26 protein-coding genes are annotated in these 19,382 nt (G+C 41.4%); 13 read left to right on the top strand and 13 right to left on the bottom strand.

The genetic code is table 11. The features are described from left to right. Positions 1 to 11: 11 nt before the first annotated feature. On the top strand, positions 12 to 1,343 hold the full coding sequence (locus tag G6W42_RS00650; RefSeq protein ID WP_194172550.1) for an MATE family efflux transporter: 1,332 nt from the start codon (positions 12 to 14) through the stop codon (positions 1,341 to 1,343). On the opposite strand, the gene G6W42_RS00645 is transcribed toward G6W42_RS00650, so the two are convergent. Genes G6W42_RS00645 through G6W42_RS00630 form a run of 4 tightly spaced genes read right to left on the bottom strand, consistent with a single transcriptional unit; the run spans position 1,324 to position 5,314 of the window. Further along, the gene (locus G6W42_RS00645; RefSeq protein WP_194172549.1) at positions 1,324 to 2,130 is read right to left on the bottom strand and encodes a metal ABC transporter permease; all 807 of its coding nucleotides are present in this window, start codon (positions 2,128 to 2,130) and stop codon (positions 1,324 to 1,326) included. The two genes, G6W42_RS00650 and G6W42_RS00645, sit on opposite strands and share 20 nt — an antisense overlap. Positions 2,131 to 2,139: 9 nt before the next feature. Further along, a complete protein-coding gene (locus tag G6W42_RS00640) occupies positions 2,140 to 2,922 on the bottom strand; it encodes a metal ABC transporter ATP-binding protein (protein ID WP_103620814.1) in 783 nt (260 codons plus the stop codon). Next, positions 2,919 to 4,412, bottom strand: coding sequence for a nickel/cobalt transporter (locus G6W42_RS00635; RefSeq protein WP_194172548.1), 1,494 nt, complete (start codon positions 4,410 to 4,412; stop codon positions 2,919 to 2,921). Before G6W42_RS00635 ends, G6W42_RS00640 begins: the two co-directional genes overlap by 4 nt. 2 nt (positions 4,413 to 4,414) lie before the next feature. Next, positions 4,415 to 5,314, bottom strand: a complete 900-nt coding sequence (locus G6W42_RS00630; protein ID WP_194172547.1) for a metal ABC transporter solute-binding protein, Zn/Mn family — start codon at positions 5,312 to 5,314, stop codon at positions 4,415 to 4,417. Positions 5,315 to 5,460: 146 nt separating this feature from the next. Here G6W42_RS00630 and G6W42_RS00625 point away from each other — a divergent pair, with 146 nt between their 5' ends. Then, complete coding sequence (locus G6W42_RS00625; protein WP_148787381.1) at positions 5,461 to 5,820, top strand: Fur family transcriptional regulator; 360 nt, start codon at positions 5,461 to 5,463, stop codon at positions 5,818 to 5,820. Here G6W42_RS00625 and G6W42_RS00620 read toward each other — a convergent pair. Beyond that, entirely contained in the window at positions 5,811 to 6,203 is a 393-nt protein-coding gene (locus tag G6W42_RS00620; RefSeq protein WP_194172546.1) for an acyl-CoA thioesterase, read from the bottom strand. The genes G6W42_RS00625 and G6W42_RS00620 overlap by 10 nt on opposite strands. A gap of 46 nt (positions 6,204 to 6,249) precedes the next feature. Between G6W42_RS00620 and G6W42_RS00615 the strand changes: the two genes are divergently transcribed. Next, positions 6,250 to 6,975: a class I SAM-dependent methyltransferase gene (locus tag G6W42_RS00615; protein WP_194172545.1), complete on the top strand. Its 726-nt coding sequence runs from the start codon at positions 6,250 to 6,252 to the stop codon at positions 6,973 to 6,975. Here the strand turns inward: G6W42_RS00615 and G6W42_RS00610 are convergent. Together G6W42_RS00610 and G6W42_RS00605 are read right to left on the bottom strand one after the other, a co-directional pair. After that, entirely contained in the window at positions 6,972 to 7,850 is an 879-nt protein-coding gene (locus tag G6W42_RS00610) for a DMT family transporter (protein WP_194172544.1), read from the bottom strand. The two genes, G6W42_RS00615 and G6W42_RS00610, sit on opposite strands and share 4 nt — an antisense overlap. Then, complete coding sequence (locus tag G6W42_RS00605) at positions 7,847 to 8,596, bottom strand: DUF4197 domain-containing protein (protein WP_194172543.1); 750 nt, start codon at positions 8,594 to 8,596, stop codon at positions 7,847 to 7,849. The genes G6W42_RS00610 and G6W42_RS00605 overlap by 4 nt, the downstream gene beginning before the upstream one ends. 109 nt (positions 8,597 to 8,705) lie before the next feature. Between G6W42_RS00605 and G6W42_RS00600 the strand changes: the two genes are divergently transcribed. Further along, a complete protein-coding gene (locus G6W42_RS00600; RefSeq protein ID WP_194172542.1) occupies positions 8,706 to 9,263 on the top strand; it encodes a manganese efflux pump MntP in 558 nt (185 codons plus the stop codon). On the opposite strand, the gene G6W42_RS00595 is transcribed toward G6W42_RS00600, so the two are convergent. Then, positions 9,260 to 10,018, bottom strand: a complete 759-nt coding sequence (locus tag G6W42_RS00595) for an exodeoxyribonuclease III (protein ID WP_194172541.1) — start codon at positions 10,016 to 10,018, stop codon at positions 9,260 to 9,262. The two genes, G6W42_RS00600 and G6W42_RS00595, sit on opposite strands and share 4 nt — an antisense overlap. A gap of 53 nt (positions 10,019 to 10,071) precedes the next feature. Here G6W42_RS00595 and G6W42_RS00590 point away from each other — a divergent pair, with 53 nt between their 5' ends. Both G6W42_RS00590 and G6W42_RS00585 read left to right on the top strand, forming a co-directional pair. Then, a complete protein-coding gene (locus tag G6W42_RS00590) occupies positions 10,072 to 10,431 on the top strand; it encodes a diacylglycerol kinase (RefSeq protein ID WP_194172540.1) in 360 nt (119 codons plus the stop codon). Between the two features lie 7 nt (positions 10,432 to 10,438). Then, the gene (locus G6W42_RS00585; protein ID WP_346010454.1) at positions 10,439 to 10,666 is read left to right on the top strand and encodes a replication/maintenance protein RepL; all 228 of its coding nucleotides are present in this window, start codon (positions 10,439 to 10,441) and stop codon (positions 10,664 to 10,666) included. Between the two features lie 36 nt (positions 10,667 to 10,702). On the opposite strand, the gene G6W42_RS00580 is transcribed toward G6W42_RS00585, so the two are convergent. The 3 genes from G6W42_RS00580 to rpsT form a co-directional block, all read right to left on the bottom strand. Further along, positions 10,703 to 11,122, bottom strand: coding sequence for a TOBE domain-containing protein (locus tag G6W42_RS00580; RefSeq protein ID WP_194172539.1), 420 nt, complete (start codon positions 11,120 to 11,122; stop codon positions 10,703 to 10,705). A gap of 295 nt (positions 11,123 to 11,417) precedes the next feature. Next, positions 11,418 to 12,485, bottom strand: coding sequence for a peptide chain release factor 1 (gene prfA / locus G6W42_RS00575; protein ID WP_004317452.1), 1,068 nt, complete (start codon positions 12,483 to 12,485; stop codon positions 11,418 to 11,420). A 14-nt stretch (positions 12,486 to 12,499) separates the two neighbouring features. After that, positions 12,500 to 12,769, bottom strand: a complete 270-nt coding sequence (rpsT, locus tag G6W42_RS00570) for a 30S ribosomal protein S20 (protein ID WP_004317319.1) — start codon at positions 12,767 to 12,769, stop codon at positions 12,500 to 12,502. Between the two features lie 157 nt (positions 12,770 to 12,926). Here rpsT and glmM point away from each other — a divergent pair, with 157 nt between their 5' ends. The 6 genes from glmM (at position 12,927) to G6W42_RS00540 (ending at position 17,619) form a co-directional block, all read left to right on the top strand. Next, positions 12,927 to 14,267, top strand: coding sequence for a phosphoglucosamine mutase (gene glmM, locus G6W42_RS00565; protein ID WP_194172538.1), 1,341 nt, complete (start codon positions 12,927 to 12,929; stop codon positions 14,265 to 14,267). Continuing rightward, the gene (lspA, locus tag G6W42_RS00560; RefSeq protein WP_194172537.1) at positions 14,260 to 14,712 is read left to right on the top strand and encodes a signal peptidase II; all 453 of its coding nucleotides are present in this window, start codon (positions 14,260 to 14,262) and stop codon (positions 14,710 to 14,712) included. The genes glmM and lspA overlap by 8 nt, the downstream gene beginning before the upstream one ends. Next, positions 14,702 to 15,064: an NINE protein gene (locus tag G6W42_RS10710; protein ID WP_194172536.1), complete on the top strand. Its 363-nt coding sequence runs from the start codon at positions 14,702 to 14,704 to the stop codon at positions 15,062 to 15,064. The genes lspA and G6W42_RS10710 overlap by 11 nt, the downstream gene beginning before the upstream one ends. Positions 15,065 to 15,073: 9 nt before the next feature. Further along, positions 15,074 to 15,508, top strand: a complete 435-nt coding sequence (locus G6W42_RS00550) for a CopD family protein (RefSeq protein ID WP_194172535.1) — start codon at positions 15,074 to 15,076, stop codon at positions 15,506 to 15,508. Positions 15,509 to 15,517: 9 nt separating this feature from the next. Then, positions 15,518 to 16,063 (top strand): hypothetical protein, encoded by a 546-nt coding sequence (locus tag G6W42_RS00545; RefSeq protein WP_103580671.1) that lies wholly within the window; start codon positions 15,518 to 15,520, stop codon positions 16,061 to 16,063. Between the two features lie 116 nt (positions 16,064 to 16,179). Continuing rightward, positions 16,180 to 17,619, top strand: coding sequence for an acetyl-CoA carboxylase subunit A (locus G6W42_RS00540; RefSeq protein WP_194172534.1), 1,440 nt, complete (start codon positions 16,180 to 16,182; stop codon positions 17,617 to 17,619). A 39-nt stretch (positions 17,620 to 17,658) separates the two neighbouring features. Here G6W42_RS00540 and G6W42_RS10405 read toward each other — a convergent pair whose 3' ends face one another. Together G6W42_RS10405 and G6W42_RS10705 are read right to left on the bottom strand one after the other, a co-directional pair. Beyond that, on the bottom strand, positions 17,659 to 17,811 hold the full coding sequence (locus tag G6W42_RS10405; RefSeq protein ID WP_242042349.1) for a hypothetical protein: 153 nt from the start codon (positions 17,809 to 17,811) through the stop codon (positions 17,659 to 17,661). Between the two features lie 45 nt (positions 17,812 to 17,856). Further along, complete coding sequence (locus tag G6W42_RS10705) at positions 17,857 to 18,588, bottom strand: PQQ-binding-like beta-propeller repeat protein (RefSeq protein WP_346010453.1); 732 nt, start codon at positions 18,586 to 18,588, stop codon at positions 17,857 to 17,859. A 99-nt stretch (positions 18,589 to 18,687) separates the two neighbouring features. Here G6W42_RS10705 and G6W42_RS00530 point away from each other — a divergent pair, with 99 nt between their 5' ends. Next, positions 18,688 to 19,260, top strand: coding sequence for an SMI1/KNR4 family protein (locus tag G6W42_RS00530; RefSeq protein WP_194172533.1), 573 nt, complete (start codon positions 18,688 to 18,690; stop codon positions 19,258 to 19,260). Positions 19,261 to 19,382 lie beyond the last annotated feature (122 nt).

Here is a 19,382-nt window from a genome sequence, read left to right as displayed (position 1 = left end):
AAGAAGGCTGCTTGGACTTACTAAAAGACCCACTAAATAAACTAATCATCTCACTCTCACTGCCAGCTGGCGTGGGCATGATGTTTAACACCCTTTACAACGTCACTGGCACATTTTTCGCCGCTAAAATTTCTACCATAGCAGTTGCTGGCATGGCGATGAGTTTTTTGCTCTATCTAAGTATCGTTGGCATCGGGCTTGGCTTTGGCTCGGCACTCACCGCGCTAATAGGCAATAGTCTAGGCGCAAACAAACCAAAATTGGCTAAACTTTACGCCTCAAATGGCATCGTCTTTGTGCTTCTTTTTGCCCTATTTATGGGGCTATGTGGCTACTTGCTAGCGCCAAATTTACTAATTCTTTTAGGCGCCGATCATCACTACATCAAAGAGGCACTTGACTACGCTGGTGTCATCTTTCTTGCAGCTCCATTTTTCTTGCTTATAAAATCGCTTAACGGCGTTCTAGTCGCGCTTGGCGATACTAAAAGCTACCGCAACTGGCTATTTTGCGGCCTTTTTATCAATGCATTTTTTTGCTATCTTTTTGCCTTTAGCTTTGATCTTGGCGTAAAGGGCCTTGCTCTAGCAACGGCTAGCGTGCAGTTTTTAGGTATGATCTACCTCTTTTTTAAAGTTAGAAAGAGCAAGATGATAGATCCTAGAAATTTAGGCTACTTCGTACCAAATTTCGCCGTCTGGGCAAAGATACTAAAGCAAGCCTTGCCAGCTTGTCTAAACTACCTCTCAATGTCACTTGGCTCGCTCGTACTTTTAAAATTTGTGAGCTTTTACGGCGTCAATGCAGTGGCAGGTTATGGCATAGCCTTAAGGATCGAGCAAATTTTAGTGCTTCCAACCATCGGCATGGCAGCAGGAGTGCTTAGTATCATCTCAAGAAACTACGGCGCTAAGAGCTTTCAAAGAGCATTGCAGTGCTACAAACTATCGCTTCTTTTTTTGCTCATCTACTGCGTCTTTGCCTACATCTTTATAAGGCTTTTTGGCGAGAGCGCGATCAGGCTCTTTGACAGCACGCCAGCCGTGCTTGAGGTAGCCAAACTCTACCTTGGCATCAACTCACTTGCCTACATGGCTTACGGCACGATAAACATCTCAGGCAGCACTTTGCAGGCGATAAAACGCCCAGTAGCGATCTTTTTGTTAAATGGCTTTAGACAGCTCGTGCTTCAATGCTCACTCTTTTACGCAGCGGTCTTTTGGCTAGGACTTGAGATCAAATTTATGTGGCTAGCGCTATTTTTTAGCGTCTATTTTACGGCGATTTGCTTTTTGGCTTGGACGCTTTTTAGGTTAAAAAGAGCTACGAGCGCAAGCTTTTAAATTTAAAGCTAAATGCAAAAAAGCAAAGTGAGGCGACTAAGATGATGCTAGCTCCGCCTGTGAGGTTGTAATAAAAGCTGATCACAAGGCCGATAAAGCAAAAAATGATAGAAAAAATGGTTGAGATTAGCATCATGAGCCCCAGCCTTTTGGCAAAAATTTGCGCAATATAAGGCGGTATGGTAAGTAGTGCGATGACAAGTATTAGCCCCACCACGCGGATAGTAGCCACCACGCAAAGCGCCATCATGCAAACTAGCAAATAGTGAAAAAAGGTGGTATTTACCCCGCGAAGTTTTGCAAACTCCGCATCAAAGCTGATCGCCACAAACTGGCGGTAAAAAAGTGAGATGAGCGCCAAAAACAAGAGGTCTAAAACGCTCATAAAGATAATATCTGTGCCGCTAACTGCAAGGATCGAACCAAAAAGATAGCTCATAAGATCGGCGTTATAGCCAGGCGTTAGGTCGATGAAGATGATGCCAATCGCCATGCCAATCGCCCAAATAGCGCCTATTACGGAGTCGATGTTTGTCTTATCTTTTAGCGTGATCGTGGCTATTATGAGCGCTAGAAGCAGCGAAAATATGCTCGCTCCAAGCAGCGGCTCAAGTGAGAAGAAAAACGCAAGCCCTATGCCGCCATACGCGCCGTGTGCGATGCCTCCAGCGATGAAAGTCATCTTGTTTATCACGACAAGCGAGCCTATCATGCCGCATATTATGCTTACTAAAATGCTCGCAATAAAGGCATTTTGCATAAAATTTAACTCTAAAATTTCACTCATTTTCTCTCTTTAAAATTTAAAAACATTGCTCTTTGTCTTTTCGCAGCCACACTCGCCAAGTGCGATCTCGACATCACAAAAATGGCTATGCGTTCTAGCTAGATGCTCGATAAATTCCCTCTTTGCAAGGTTTTCATGCGTTTTATGAATGTGTAAATTTTTACTCACGTAAGCGATCTTTGTAGCGTAATTTAGCACGATATTTAGGTCGTGACTAACTAAAACCACACCAACGCCATTTGCATTTATGCCCTTTAAAATTTCATAAATTTCAGCCTGCCCTTTTGTGTCGATGCTGGCTGTTGGCTCGTCTAGGATGAGCACTTTTGCATTTGCACAAAGCGCTCTAGCGATATAGACGCGCTGCCTTTGACCGCCACTTAGCTCGCCGATCCTCGCGTTTGCAAACTCCCTCATACCGACCTTTTCAAGGGCACTTAGCGCTAGAGCTTTTTCATCTTTTGAGTAAAAACCAAAGATTTTTTTATCAATTAGCCCCATTAAAACAACTTCTAAAACCATCATCGGAAAGCTTTGATTTGAGAGGAAATTTTGCGGCACGTAGCCTATAAATTTACTTACCTCGCTTGGCTCTTTGCCAAAGAGTTTTATCTCGCCGCTTTGTGGTTTTAGTAGCCCTAAAATGAGCTTTAAAAGCGTGCTTTTTCCCCCACCATTTGGACCGATAATCGCTAAAAACTCGTCGCTACTATAGTCTAAGTTAATACCCTCTAAAACGACTTGCTTATCATAGCTAAAGTTTAAATTTCTAATTTTTATAATATCTTTCAAAACAGGCTCTTTTGCGTAAATGTCGTGACAAAAATGAAAAGTCCAAGCCAAAGCATGATGCCAAGGGCTGCAAATTCTGCGTAGATTTTAAACTTTTTTAACTTAATGCTCGTGCTGATCTTTGAGCCAAAAACTGCCGCTACACATATCACCACACTCATGCCAAGCGCCATAAACAGGCCACTTATCACGCCTGCAAAGTAGCTACCTATCTCATTTGCCAGCACAAAGACTAGTATCGTGCCAGGACAGGGCACAAGAGCCGCAGCGGCCGCTACTAGCCACTCCTCTTTGCTCTTTGGCTTTTTAGTGGAGCAAATTTGACAACCGCATTCGCTTGTGAATTTTGTATTTTTACTCAAATTTTGACTTAGATTTGATCTAAAAATATAAAATTTAGTCTCATTTTTGTTTGAAAGATAAAATTTGATCTTTTTAACGAGCATAAAAATAGCCACAAAAAAGATCACGACCCCTGAAAATGCGGTCGTTATGCTAGCTGTGTCCTTTGTAAGGTCGTTACTCACCTCTCGTAGCAACAAAAAGCTAGCAAAGACAAAGACAAATGCGCCTATAACGTGCATAAAACCGATCTTTAACGCAAATAAAAACGCCCTTTTGTAGCTGCCACCAGTTGCGGCAAAATATGAGCTTGTTAGCACCTTGCCATGGCCTGCTCCAGCAGCGTGCAAGAAGCCATAGCCAAATGAGATAAACGCTAAAAATAGCAGCGCAAGCGGACTTTTGTGATCCACGCTTCTTAAAATTTGCTTTAGCCTATCAAGCAAGCTTAGACTAGTTTTTGAGACGATGTCAAATTTAGCCTCATCGATCTTATCTATCTGGCTTAAATTTTCATCGCTCACGCCTGCTACTGGCTCTTTTAGCAGCTCTTTAAGCGCTGGCTTTTCGTTGTGAGCTTTGGCCGCTTCTTTGCTTGAAAATGTAAAAAATATCAAATTTGAGTTTGAATTTGGTATCGCCCAGAAGCTTTCACCCACCAAAAATGCGTTATTTTGCGTAAATTTGAAGTTAAAATAGCCCTCTTTATCCTCCATATCAACCGACACGACAAGTCCGTCAGCTACCACTAAATTTGTCTTAAAACTCACGTCAAATTTAAGCCTGCCCTCGTCAAAGTAGAGCTTGTATTCATTTAAATTTGGCTCTATTTTAGTGGCGTTTTCGTCCTTGTAATAGTACTCAATGTCCGTCAAATAGTGCCTTGGCACGAGGTAGTCTAGTAAATTTAAGCGGATCTTTCTAAGCTCTTTATCATCTATCTTTTCATCTTGATTGAGGTCAAAATTTTGCTTCATAAGATCTGAGAAATTTTGCGAAAAGGTCCAAGTAAAAGCTATTTGCGTGATGTTGTTTTCATGTGCGACGAATTTCGCGCTAACGTGAGCAGTTGGGCTGTAAAGCGAGCATAGAGCACACCCGAAAGCATTTATGGTTAGTAGGCAAATGACGATCAGGCGTGCTAACATTTTTATAGACTTTTAGCGAAAATTTCAGCCGTTTTTTTCATCTCGTCTAGCCAGTTTTCAGGCAACTGATCTATCATGACGACCTTTGCGCCAGTCTCTTTTGCGATCAAATTTGCAGCCTTTGTTGGAAACTGTGGAGCTACGAAAATGACCTTTATACCGTGCTCTTTAGCCTCTTCTATAAGCTCTTTTAGCTCAGCTGGTTTTGGCTCTTTGCCCTCTATCTCGATAGCGATCTGTTCTAGGTCATAGCGCTTTGCAAAGTAGCCCCAAGATGGGTGATATACGATAAATTCGCGAGTTTTGACATCTTTTAGCTCGTTTTTGATAAAGCTATCAAGCTCATCAAGGCTAGCTTTAAATTTAGCCAAATTCTCCTCATAAAGCTTTGCATTTTGCGGGAATTTCTCTATTAGTGCCTTTGCGATGTTATCAGCTTGAGTTTTTACTAAGATAGGGTCAAGCCAGATGTGCGGATCAAGGCCGTCATGGTGGTGATGATGGTGCTCTCCTTCATGATCATGGTGCTCATGCTTATGCTCTCCATCGTGCTTATGCTCGTGGTGTTCATGCTCCTCGCTCATAGCGATCTTTTCGATGCCTTCCTGCGTCTTTACGATGCGTAAATCTTTAAATGTTTTTGAGAAGCGATCAAGCCACGCGTCCTCAAACTCGATGCCGATAGCAAAGTAAAGTTCGCTCTTTTCAAGCTCCTTCATCTGCTTTGGTTTTGGCTCGTAGGTGTGCGGATCAGCCCCTTTGCCAACCATCACATTTACGCTAAGCGTATCTCCAGCGATCTGCTCGACAAAAAATTTCGTTGGCAGTATGCTAGTAGTCACAACCGGCTTTGCAAAAAGAGACAAAGCACAAACAGCTAATAAAACGATAATTTTTCTCATTATCTCTCCTTTAAAAAAATAATTGCGAAGTTTAGCAAAATGCAACTTGGTTGCAACTTAAAGTTCAAAAGCCTAAATTTAGCCTTTTCTTTTAAATATAGTTTAAATCTTTTAGCGTTAATATACGCAAAATAAAAAGGGCAAAGATGAACGCGAGAAATTTCTTAGAAGAGCACAATATCAAGGCTACGACGCTTCGCATAAAGCTTGTTGAAATTTTACAAAACGCCAAAGCACCGCTAAGCTATGATGAAATTTTAGAGAGCCTTGACGCAAACAAGACGACCTTTTACAGAAGTATGGAAATTTTTGAAAAAGAAAATCTCGTGATAAAAACCGAAAACAACCACAAGAGCTACTACGAGCTGGCAAATGAAGCCAAAGCCTACTTCATCTGCGACGTCTGCCACAAGGTGACAAACATCGATATGCCCCGCCTAAACGTTGCCAAAAATATAAAAAGCGCCGTGATAAAGGGCGTTTGCGACGAGTGTGGTCATGAGTAAAGCGCGATGATCTCAGCTGGGATCGCTTTTGGGCGGTTTGTCTTTAGATCGATATAGACAAACTCCGTCTTGCCAGTTGCTATTAGCTCGCCATCCTTTTTAAACTCAAAATATCTGCTCGAAGTGGCCTTGCCATCGGCCTGTGTGTAGGTGTGAATTTCTATCTTATCCATCAGCTTTGCGCTTTTTATATATTTTGCTTCATTTTTTCTAATGAGCCAAATTTCACCCCTTTTATACTGCGCCTCAACCGTGTCGCCAACTGCGGCAGAGTGAGCAAATGCGGCCTCTTGCATAAGCGTGAAATAATAGACATTGTTCATATGTCCGTGCATATCTATGGCTTGTGGCGGGATGGTGACGTGATATACAAAATCTCTCATTTTTGACCTTTTTTGCTAAAATTATAACCAAAAATAAGGAGCTAAAATGCAAAATTTATGGGACAAAAAGGCGTCAAACTACCAAAGATTTGATGGCAAGATCAGCGCTATCCAGCAACAAATTTATGCCAAAGCTTTGGCTTGGGGAGTTGATTTTAGTGGCAAAGAAATTTTAGATATTGGCTGTGGCACAGGAGTTTGGAGCATATTTTTATCAAAAACGGCTAAACATATAACAGGCATAGATAGCTCTGAAAAGATGATAGAAATTTTAAATGAGGACGCAAAGAGATTTGGCGTGACAAATTTAAGCAGCGAGGTTTGCTCATGGAGAGAATTTAAGCCTAAAAAACACTTTGATATCGCCATTTGCACGATGAGCCCAGCCATTGCAAGTGACGAGGACTTTATGAGATTTCAAAACTGCGCTAAGCAAAAGCTCTATCTTGGCTGGGACAAGCCTAGAAGCTCCGATCTGCTTGAGCCATTTTTTGAAAAATTTGGCCGCACGCTCTCGCAAAAAAATGTTGTAAATAGGCTTGAAGCGTGGCTAAACGAGCAAGGCATTGCCTATAAGAGTGAAATTTTAAACGAAACTAGGATCGCTAGACGAAGCGTGCAAGAAGCTGCTGAAAATATCTGCTGGCACCTTGAGATAAACGGAGCTAAAAATTACGATGAAAAGACAGTTTTAGCGATGTTAAAAGAGAAATTTGACGGCGAGTTTATAGATGAAAAGATAGATTCACAGATGAAGCTTTTTGTCTTTTAAAGCTTAAATTTAGAGCAAATTTGCTTGCCAAATTCGCTAAAAATGACGCCAAAGATGATAAGCATGGCTCCAAAAATTTGCCAGATACTAAGTATCTCGCCAGCTATGAAGTAGCCGATCAGCCCAGCAGAGACTGGCTCTAGGCAGAAAAATAGGGCCGCCTTGCTAGCGGTCGTATATCTTTGAGCGATCGTTTGGACAAAGTAGCAAAAAATGGTGCCAATCACCGTCGTGATAAATATCGCTATGAAAAATTCCCTATCAAAATTTGGCACGATACTGCCCTGAAAAAGCGCAAAAACAAGCGAGAGCATGGCATTTGTGAGAAAGACCACAAAGACAAGCAAATAAAGCTCGCTCTTTCTTACAAAGTGGCCATTTAGCGTCGTGTAAAGTGCGTAAAATATGGCGCAAACAAGCGCTAGTGCCTCGCCAGCCCCAAGTGCGAGCGTGGCGCCACTTAAGAGCCAAAGCCCAAAAATAGCGATGAGTGCGCCAAAAATAGCAAAAATGCTTATCTTATTTTTAAAAAACACCGCCGCCATAAAAGGGACTATCACACACTCAAGCCCCGTGATAAAGGCGACGCTTGAGCTAAATGTAAGCTTTAGGGCGTAAGTCTGCGTTGCAAATGACAAAAACAGCACCGCGCCAAGGATAACGCCATATATAACGCTCTTTTTGTCGAAATTTTTACTAAATTTAAGCGCGACAAAGCCCATAAAGATAGCCGAGAGAAAAAACCGGCAAAAAAGCATGACAAAGACGCCATTTGTCTTTAGTGCGTTTGCCATGGGTAAAAACGTAGCACCCCAAACGATGGAAACTACGATAAGAGCGATGTCGGCTTTGTTTTGAGCGCTTAAATTTCTCATTTAAAGATCGAGTCAAACACCTTTTTGCCACTATCTAGGTTAAAGCCACTTCTTAGCCCCTTTTCCTTCTCGCTCATTACGTTAAATAGCCCATCTAGCGTCTTTCTCGTGATATATGCGTTTAGGTCTTCGCCATCATCTGGCACATATTCGCCTGCACCTAAATTTTTAGCTAAGCTCTTTACTGATTTTATCGTTTCGTTGTTTTTTGCTGAGTTACCGATGAAAGAATTTAGCCCATTATAGGCAGTTGCAAAGCTATTATCGCTCATCATTTTCTCAATTATCGGAGTAAATGCTGCCTTTAGCTTTTGGCTGGAGCTTTGCTGCAAATACTTCGTAACGCTGTCGCTGCCGCCGTTAAAGAGCTTTTTGACGTCTGCCTCGCTCATATTTTTTATGCTCTCGCTAAAAATTTCAGCAGCCTTTGGCACGGCCGTGGTTGCAGCGTTGTTTATCGACCTACTAAGGTCTTGCGCCCACTTCTCGCCGCCCACTTTTTTGGCTAAATTTGACGCCATCTCAAGGCTTTTTGGAAGCGGGATTTTAGCTGTGGTATTGTTTATAAAGCCCTCTTTTGAAAGCTCGCTAACAGCAGCATTTAGCGCCTCACTAACCATGCTTTTGTAGTCGCCGCTTGATGCGTGAGTGGCGATTTTGACACCTTTATTTATCATATCATCCATGCTTGCGGCTTGTAAATTTAAAGCAAGCGCGCCACAAAGAACAACAAGAGATCTTTTCATCTTCTCTCCTTTTTACAAATTTAAAGCAAAATCATACAAAAAATATCTAAACACTTAAAATAAATTTAATATTTTTGCACTAAAATTCACCCTTTTCTGAGGGGAATTTATGCAGCTTTTACTTCTTAGCTTCGCTCTTAGTATGGATAGCGCAGCGCTAAATATGTCAAACGGCGCAAGGTATAAAAGTCTTGCCCTTGGCAAAATTTTATTTATCGCTTTTATGCTTGGCTTTTTTCAGTTTCTCATGCCGCTTTTTGGCTATTTTCTAGGCACTAGCTTTGCTAAATTTATAAGTTCCATTGATCACTTCATCGCATTTTTTATACTATGTTTTCTTGGCTTTAAAATGCTAAAAGATGCTTGTAGTAGCGAGGCTGGCGACTCTTTAGGCATGGATATTAAGACCATTTTTATAGGCGCATTTGCCACGAGTATCGACGCACTTGCCGTTGGCGTCACGCTTAGCTTTGAAGCGGTTAGTATCTTTGAGAGTGCGCTCATCATCGGCGTAGTCTGCTTTGTGCTAAGCCTAGCTGCCTTTTACATCGGTAAATTTATGGGTGAAATTTTAGAGAAAAAGGCGCTATTTTTGGGCGGAGCGATACTTATATTTCTAGGCTTTAAAATTTTGATCACCCACCTGCTAGAAGAGGGAGTGCTCTAAATTTCTATCTCTATGCCAACTGGGCAGTGGTCGCTGCCAGTGATCTCTGGCAGGATAAAGGCGTCTTTTAGCCTATCTTTTAGCCCTTGCGAAATGAAGAAATAATCAATCCTCCAGCCGACATTTTTAGCCCTTGCGTTAAAGCGGTAGCTCCACCACGAGTAAGCGTCCGTAATGTCGCCATTTATGGCACGAAACGTATCTATAAAGCCACTTTTTAGCACCTCATCTATCCACGCTCGCTCGATAGGTAAAAAGCCAGAAGTCTTGGCATTTGCCTTTGGGTTTTTCAGGTCGATCTCGCGGTGAGCGGTATTTACGTCGCCGCAAAATATCACCTCTTTGCCGCCCTTTATCAGCTCATTGCAGTAAGCTAGAAATTTCTCGTAAAAGTCCATCTTAAATGCCAAGCGCTCGTCGTCCTTTTGGCCGTTTGGAAAGTAGATATTAAAAAGTACGATATCGCCAAATCTATGCTCCAAAACTCGTCCCTCCGTATCGTCAAAAAAGGCCGCCTTTTGCGTTTGCACGTCAAATTTAGCAAGGCTCATCACGCCAGAATATCCAGCCCTCGCACCTGAATTTACGCTGATATCTTTAAAGCCAAGGTTGTAAATTTCTTTTGGCACGTCATCTTCTTTGACCTTGATCTCTTGCAGTCCCAAAAAATCAGGCCTAACCTCATCAAGCCAGCCAAAACCATCTTTTGCCACGACTGCGCGCAGCCCATTTACGTTCCAGCTAATAAGTTTCAAATTTCATCCTTTTTTTAATTATAATTATGCCAAAAATCGCAAAAAGGAAAGTTATGAGAAACCAGCCAGAGTATAAATTTTTTAAAAATTTTGGCTACGCAAGTGAGGGTTTGGCTGAAATTTTTAAAAACGAAAAGAGCTTTCGGATAGAAATTTGCATATTTTTGATAGCTACGATCTCGCTATTTTTTTGGAAATTTGATCTTATTTTTAACCTATTTTTGATCTTTAGCATGGTATTTGTGCTAGTTTGCGAGTGCCTAAACTCGAGCCTAGAGCGCATAACAGACCTTGCGAGCCCAGACTATCACGCCCTAGCAAAGGCAGCAAAGGACGCTGGAAGCGCGGCCGTGATGATCGCAAATTTCTTATGCGGTGCGCTTTGGTGCGTGGCTATATACTATAAATTTTGAGATTAGCGTGAAAGAGCAAATTTACAAGGCGCTTCTTGGTGAGAAAAAGGTAGAGATCATAAATTTACTTTGCGAGCTAAGCGACGAAAATGGCTTTATCGTGCTTAAAATTTCAGAAATTTGCGAAAAGCTAAATGTGAGCAAACCAACCGTAATAAGCACATTTAAGCTGCTTGAAGAGAGAAAAATTTTCGAGCGAGTAAAAAATGGAGTTTATAGATTTAAAAATTTATAGTGGCAAGCAAATGCCTACCACTATTTTGTCATTTAATTATTTAACACCAACTATGATTTGAGTTGCTTTGATGATCGCAGTTACGTTGTCGCCAACTTTTAGATCCATGCCATTTACTGACTCTTTTGTGATAACAGCTGAAATTTTGCTGCCGTTTGCATCGATGATAACCTCAGCATTTACAGCGCCGTCTTTGATCTCGCTTACAACGCCGTTGATTTGGTTTGTAGCGCTTAGTTTGATGTGGTTATTTTTTGAAACGATAACGCTTGAAGCTTTGAATAAAAATATAGCTTGTTTGCCAACTTTAAGATCAAGACCCTTCTCGCTATCAACTGTTATAGTTGCTTTTAGCACCTCACCGCCTGGTAGTTTACCAGCGATTAGCGAATTTACCGCACCTGTTCTTACTTCTGAAATTTCAACGTTTAATTGATTTCTTGCACTTATGCACATGTTTTTTCCTTTTTATGATTTAAATTGAACCGGTATTTTAAAGTAATATTATTAATAAAAGCTTAAATTTGATATATGAAATTTCGTAATATCAAAAATAAAATTTTTTAACTTTACAAGCGCCAAAATATCGCTATTTGTGAGCTAAAATTTATAAATTTAATTTTGATAATTTATCAAATAAATATTACTAGATATTATTTTAGTCTTATTTTTTATAAAATTTCGGCGCAAATTTAGACCAGATGAAATGTTAAAATTTGATTGTAGAAGATAAACAAAATTATGTAGTGTTTTAAATGCCAGCTTCAAGCATAGCTTCTGCTTGATAGTGAGTGATAAGCGGCTCGATGATCTCGTCAAATAATCCCGCTGCCATGATCGCATCAAGGCGGTAAAGTGTTAAATTTATGCGGTGATCGCTTATGCGGTTTTGCGGGTAATTATAAGTTCTTATCCTGCCAGAGCGGTCTCCAGTGCCAACTTGACTCTTGCGCTCGCTAGTCTCTTTAGCAAGTCTCTCTTGCTCTTGCATCTCGTAAAGTCTAGCTTTTAGCACCTTCATCGCAGCTTCTTTGTTTTTGTGCTGGCTCTTGCCATCTTGGTTTGTCACAACAAGTCCAGTTGGTATGTGAGTGATCCTAACGGCACTATCAGTTGTATTTACTGACTGACCGCCGTGGCCCGAGCTTCTCATAACATCAACTCTTATATCATTTGGATTGATCTCGATCTCGCTATCTTCGACCTCTGGCATGATAGCCACAGTCACAGCCGAGGTATGCACCCTGCCCTGACTCTCAGTCTCTGGCACACGCTGAACCCTATGTGTGCCACCTTCAAATTTTAACCTAGAGTAAGCGCCTTTGCCCTTTATAAGCACGATGATCTCTTTAAAACCGCCAGTGTTGCCCTCGCTTTGGCTAACGATCTCAAATTTATATCCACGAAGCTCTGCGTATCTGATATAGGCATTAAAAAGGTCTCCAACGAATAGTGCAGCCTCGTCGCCACCAGTGCCTGCGCGAATTTCTAAAAATATATTTTTGTCATCGTTTGGATCTTTTGGAAGAAGTAAAATTTTGATCTCTTCTTCAAGCTTCTCTCTTGAAATTTCTAAATTTTTAAGCTCATCTTTTGCAAGCTCGCCAAGCTCAGAGTCCTCAAGTAAGGCTTTATTCTCTTCGATGTCGTTTAGAATTTGTAGATATTTTTTTGCAGCAGTTGCGACTGGCTCGATAGATGATTGCTCTTTTGAGAGCTTTGTCATCTTTTCGATATCGTTTGCTATATTTGGATCGCTTAGAAGCGTAGAAATTTCATCATAGCGATCCAAAAATGGATGAAGTTTATCAGCAAACATTAAAATTTAATAGATTAAGCAGCTTTTAGAGTATTTACTAATTGAGCAAGGCGACTAACGCGGCGAGCAGCAGTTTGTTTCTTCAAAAAGCCTCTACTTACGAAGCTGTGGATGCTTTTGTTAGCAACTTTTAAAGCTTCATTTGCAGCATTTAGATCTTTAGCTTCTACAGCTACGCGCACTGCTTTTGTGATGTTTTTAAGTCTAGTGCGGTAAAATCTGTTTCTCTCAGTTCTTTTTATAGTTTGTCTAGCTCTTTTTTCAGCAGATTTATGGTTTGCCATAATATACCTTTTTTGATAATTTTAGTCCGTGATTATATGAAAAATATATTTAATTGTAACTGAATTTAAGTCTGCTTTAAAACAAATAAAATTTTAGATTTTAAATTTGATAATTTCTGATAAAATAGCACCATTTTATAATAAAAAGGATAAATTGATGAAACTTTTTGGAACAGACGGAGTTCGTGGTAAGGCTGGCGAAAAGCTTTCAGCTCAGACATCTATGCGCCTTGCAATGGCTGCTGGAATTTACTTTAGAAAGACCTCAGCGACAAATGTTATTTTGGTCGGAAAAGATACTAGAAAAAGCGGCTATATGATAGAAACCGCCATCGTTGCAGGACTAACTGCAGTTGGCTACAACGTTCTTCAAATAGGCCCTATGCCAACACCTGCGATCGCATTTTTAACAGAAAATATGCGCTGTGACGCTGGCATAATGATAAGCGCGTCGCACAACCCATACTACGATAACGGCATCAAATTTTTTGACAGCTTTGGCAACAAGCTTGATGAGACGATAGAGGCCGAGATAGAAAAAATCTTCTACGACGATGAGCTCATCGCAAACGCCCAAAAAACGATGACAGAGATCGGTGCAAACAAGAGGATCGACGATGTTATCGGCAGATATATCGTGCAGATCAAAAATTCATTCCCAAAAGAGCTAAATTTAAAGAATTTACGAGTAGTTTTAGATGTGGCAAACGGAGCTGCTTACAAGGTCGCACCAACTGTATTTAGCGAGCTTGGAGCCGATGTCATCGTCATAAACAACGAGCCAAATGGTAGCAACATCAACCAAAACTGTGGCGCACTTCACCCAGAAGATCTAGCAAGCGAAGTAAAAAGGCTTCGTGCTGACATCGGCTTCGCATTTGACGGCGATGCTGATAGACTTGTCGTGGTCGATGAAAACGGAGAAGTAGTGCATGGAGATGCGATACTTGGCTCACTGGCTGCATTTTTGCACGAGCAAAAGACTCTAAAAGGCGGTGCCATCGTGGCTACTGTGATGAGTAATGCCGCGCTTGATGACTATCTAAAAGCTCACAAGATCAAGCTACTTCGCTCAAACGTAGGCGATAAATACGTGCTTGAGATGATGAAAGAAAATGGCATAAATTTTGGTGGCGAGCAAAGCGGTCACGTCATATTTAACGACTATGCTAAGACTGGCGACGGCCTTGTTACTTCGATGCAAGTTGTAGCAATGATGCTTAAAAAAGGTAAAAAAGCTAGTGAAATTTTTGGCGAGCTAAAACCGTATCCGCAAATTTTGTTAAATTTAAAGATCACAGAGAAAAAGCCGCTTGAAAAGATAGAGGGGCTAAAAGAGCTTGAGGCTAGCCTTGCAAAAGAGGGCATAAGGTCGCTCTTTAGATACTCTGGCACTGAAAATTTGATCAGACTTTTGCTTGAAGGTAAAAATCAAACTTTAGTTGAAAAACGCATGGATGAAGTTGAGAAATTTTTTGTAAAAGCCCTAAATGCGTAAAAATTTGGTTAAATTTTTCATCGCGTTTTTTATCATTTTTGTCGTTGATCAAGCGATAAAAATGATATTTATAAACGGCTTTTCGTGGGACGGCGAGTTTTTCTCGCTAGTTCTTACATATAATAAGGGCGTTGCATTTTCGATGTTTGCCTTTTTAGATGAGTGGCTGAAATTTATCCAAATCGCCCTCATTTTAGGCGTTTTTGTCTATCTGGTTGTCGAAAAAAAGCTGCTTTGCTCGCATGCCATTTGGCTTGGAGCTTTGCTAGGAGCTGGCAGCTCAAATATCACAGATAGGTTTATCCATGGCGGCGTCGTGGATTACGTCTTTTGGCATAAGTGGTTTAACTTTGCGGTCTTTAACTTCGCTGATGTGATGATCGATCTTTGCGTCGTGATGATACTTTGGCAAAGTTTTAGAAAAAGGAGAGAGAGTGGGAAATAATATCTACGTCGCATACGCACTTTGGCTACTTACTGGCTGGCTTGGAGCGCATAGAATTTACCTTGGTAAATTTATCACTGGCTTTTTGATGATGGGGTTATTTTTCGTTGGCTACTCTACGTTTTATTTCATTATAGGCATACCATTCTTAGCTATCTGGGGCATTTGGTGGCTCATAGATGCATTTTTGGTTGGCGCTTATGTCGAGAAAAATTTACAAAAGGTCGAGCTAAAAGAGAGAGTAAAACTAAAAGATAAAGAGGATGACTTAAAAAGGCTTTACGAGCTTTTTGAGAGTGGTGCGATCAGCAAGGCTGAATTTGAAGCTAGAAAAGAGATACTTTTTAGATAAGGAGACGTTATGGCAGAATATTATCTTTACTTAAAATACCTCCACTATTTGTTTTTCATCTCGTGGATGGCAGTGCTGTTTTATCAGCCAAGGCTCTACGTTTATCACGTAGAAAATATGGACAAGCCTGACTTTGTAAAAGTAGTTGAGGTGATGGAGTACAAGATGTATCACTACATCGGCTGGGTAGCGCTCATTGGCTCATTTGTCACTGGTATTTTGATACTTATAGCGATGCCTGATCTTATAAAAACTGGTCACATCCACGTTAAAATTTTAGTTGTCATCTTAATGGCCATCTATCACCTAGACCTTGGGCGCTACATGAAGCAGCTTAAAGAAAAGCGCTGTACCAAAAGCGGCATCTTCTTTAGAGCTTACAACGAAGTGCCAACTATCGCGATGCTCATCATCATCTGGGTCATGATAGTAAATCCATTTTAAAGGAATTTGATGAAGAAATTTTTAGCATTTATCGCTTTGCCAGCGCTCTTGCTCGCGGCTACTCAGTATTTTGAGCCGATGCAGATAAAATTTGACAACAGACTCTACTCGCTAGCAAGCTCAGCCAAGCCTGTGCCAAATTTATTCACACAGGAGTACTTGCTGCCTGGCGAGAAGCTAGATAGTTTTAGCTACATGCTCTCGCTAAATACCCTTAAATTTGACGCTACGCCAGAGCAAGCAGTCGAGCAAAAGATAAATGATCTAAAAGAGCTAAAGGCAAAAGGGCTAAAAGTGGCTTATAAAAAGGGCTCGCTCGCAAATGAAATTTATCTTGATATCACGATATTTTCAAATTTAAATGGCACTCCAACGGCCGAGCACTCGATATATCGCTACACCAAACAAGGCGGAAATTTAGTCCTTTTTACTATCCAAAGGCGTGCTTATAAAAAAGAGGGCATTCAAAGATTTGCTACAAATTTCACGATCGAGTCGCAAGACTTTAGCAAAAAAGCCCTAGCCACACCTTTCCCACAGATCGTTAGCAAATAAAGAAATTTGAGTGTAAATTTAGCCTTTGCACTCAAATTTTAAAACCAGACTTAACAAATTTATCTAAAAATAAAACGAATAGTTATATGATAAGAAAAACTCAAAAAGGATAGCCTATGATACATAAAATTCTTATCGCAAATCGTGGTGAGATCGCAGTTAGGATAGTCAGAGCTTGTAGGGATTTACACATCCAAAGCGTAGGAATTTACACAGCGCCAGACAGCGAGTGCTTGCATGTAAGGATCGCTGATGAGGCCTATCAAGTGGGCGAAGATCCGATCAAAGGCTATCTTGACGCCAAAGCGATCGTTAAGCTCGCTAAGGAGTGTGGGGCTGATGCGATACACCCAGGATACGGCTTTTTAAGCGAAAACTACGAATTTGCAAAGGCAGTTGAGGATGCTGGGCTCATTTTCATCGGTCCAAAGGCCGAAGTCATCAAAAAAATGGGCGATAAAAACATCGCTAGATATCTGATGAAGAAAAACGGCATACCAATAGTGCCAGGCACTGAAAAGCTAAATGATGAGAGTATGGACGCCATAAAAGAGCACGCTAGACGCATCGGCTACCCAGTCATCTTAAAAGCAAGCGGTGGTGGTGGTGGCCGTGGCATTAGAGAGGTTTGGCAAGAAGAAGATATGCAAGATGCCTTTGAGTCATGCACCAGAGAGGCCAAGGCATACTTTAACAACGACGAAGTTTTTATGGAGAAGCTTGTCGTCAATCCTCGCCACATCGAGTTTCAAATTTTAGGCGATAACTACGGCAACATCATCCATCTTTGCGAGCGTGACTGCTCTATCCAAAGGCGCCACCAAAAGATCATCGAGATCGCACCTTGCCCTTCAATCAGTGAAAATTTAAGAAAGATCATGGGCGTGACCGCAGTGGCAGCTGCAAAGGCTGTGGACTACTCAAACGTCGGCACGATCGAGTTTTTGCTAGATGACTACAACAACTTTTACTTTATGGAGATGAACACCCGTATCCAGGTAGAGCACGGCATCACCGAAGAGATCACCGGCCACGACCTAGTCGTTAGACAGATCAGGATCGCTTCGGGTGAGATTTTAGAGATCGAGCAAAGCGACATCAAACCACGTGGCTATGCGATAGAGGCGAGGATCACGGCTGAGAACGTCTGGGAAAATTTCATCCCAGCACCAGGCACTATAGAGGGCTACTATCCAGCTCTTGGCCCATCTGTGCGCGTCGATAGCCACGTCTATAAAGACTACACCATACCGCCATTTTACGACTCATTAATCGCAAAGCTGATCGTCAAAGCGACCGACTACGACCTCGCGGTAAATAAGCTTGAAAGAGCACTTGAAGAATTTACCATCGAGGGCGTGCGAACGATCATCCCATTTTTGCTAACGATCAGCAAAAGTAAGGAGTTTAGACGTGGATTTTTTGATACTAGCTACGTTGAGAAAAACTTAAAAACTATCCTTGAAAACACCTATGATGATATGAACAAAGAGCCAAATGACGACCTAGAAGAGGTCATCGTAGAGGCGATAAAAAGATATAAGAAGAAGAGATAAATTTATCTCATTGCGGCTTTGGCGATCAATTCGCCAAGGCTAAATTTCCGCGCAAACTGCGTAAATTTTAGCTCCGTCATTTGCCACAGCGTAGAGCCTGCCACCGCTTACTAGCATGATCTGATCTGCGCTAAGGCTAAATTTCTCAAATTCTATCTCTTTTAATAGCAAGCCATCTTTGGCGCTTATCAAAACTGGCTTATTTTTGCGGTTTGCGAGTAAAATTTGACCTTTGATTCAAACAAAATGCTCCGTGCCGCTGGTTTTAAACTTAAACACCACCTCGCCACTTTTTGCATCCACGGCGTATAGATCTCCGCCCTTGCCAGCGGTGCCAAAGTAAAGCACCCCATCATTCAGGCAAACTGGCGTGTAGAGATATGCGCCAAGCTTTAGCCGCCAGATGGTTTTGCCTATCCTTGCGCCCTGCTCTTTACGTGGCACACTCACGTTTAAATTTTCATCTTTTGCTTCGCTTTTGAACCCTGCGCTGTCCAAAATTTCTTTGCACTCCATCATAAATGGCGAGCTCATTCGCACGCAAAAGCCATCAAATTCATACGTTTTAGCGTCGTTATATATCTCTTTTATGGGCTCCTTAGCAACGCCAAGCTCGCTCATCAGCCCGTTATCTATCTTTATGAGCTTTGCTGGGGAGTTTATGTAGCCTTTGTAGTATCTAGTATTTAGCACGAAGTAGCCATTTTCTGGGTAGCAACGCGCATTGCTAGCTATGAAAATTTCGCTTTGTTTATAGGTAAGCGTTGATCTTTTATGCTCGATAAAGTCGCGCGAAAATGTATCTAGTAGCACGTAGTTTGGCGTTAGCTTTTGAGCTATCTCTAACTCGCTAGGCACCCCAAAAGCAAAATGCACAAATGCAATGCGCTCACCCATCTCATAAATGCCAGTTACACCGTGCCCGCGAAACTCCACGCCAGGCATATCAAGAGGATATGATCTAACCACGCTAGCTCCTTAAATTTATGGCGATTATAACCCAAATTTCAAAGCGCGCTGGGTTAAATTTGATAAAATTTGCCAAATTTAGCAAATTTAAGGAGCGATATGTTTTTAAAACTAGACGAGATTGCTAGAAAACTAGATCAAATTTTCTTGCCGCTAGAGCAAGAGGGTATGACTGGCATGCGACTTTTGCCACAAAAGGACGCTTCGGTGTTTATGCAAGCACAAAAGAGCCTGGGCGTAAATTTCCCAGCTAAATTTACAGAGCTTTTAAACAAATTTGACCTTGGAGAGTTTGAAATTTGCAATATCAGCTTTGGCTCTAGAGGCGACTACGCGAGCGAGTTAGTGCGCCTAAACAGCGTAGATGAGTTTGGTGGAAAATGGTGGAGTGGCAAGGAGAGGCCAGCAAATTTGATAGTTTTTGCCGTGGGTGATCCTTGGATATTTTTGCTTGATTGCGCGAGTGGTGCGGTCTATGCGTGGCTACTTGGAGATGAGGAGCTTTGTAGTAGGCGCGTTGCGAGTGACTTTGAAAAATTTTTCATAGCGCTTGCTAGTATCTATATAACAAAACTAAATGGCGAAACCATGCCATCATCCGAGCAAATCCTAAATTTTGTTCAAGCAGACGACGCGGCACTTGATTTTTGGCAAGAGATGGCGCAAATTTAGTAAATTTAGGCTAACTCTAGCCAAATCCTCTTTTTATAAATTTATCCCAACAAATGATGCAAAAACCACTTTTTATAAATTTAGTTTCGATATGTAACACTCATTGCCTAAAATAAAAATAT

The organism is Campylobacter concisus (assembly GCF_015230015.1).
Classification (GTDB): Bacteria; Campylobacterota; Campylobacteria; order Campylobacterales; family Campylobacteraceae; genus Campylobacter_A; species Campylobacter_A concisus_AF.
This window is presented reverse-complemented; position numbering and strand designations above follow the sequence as displayed.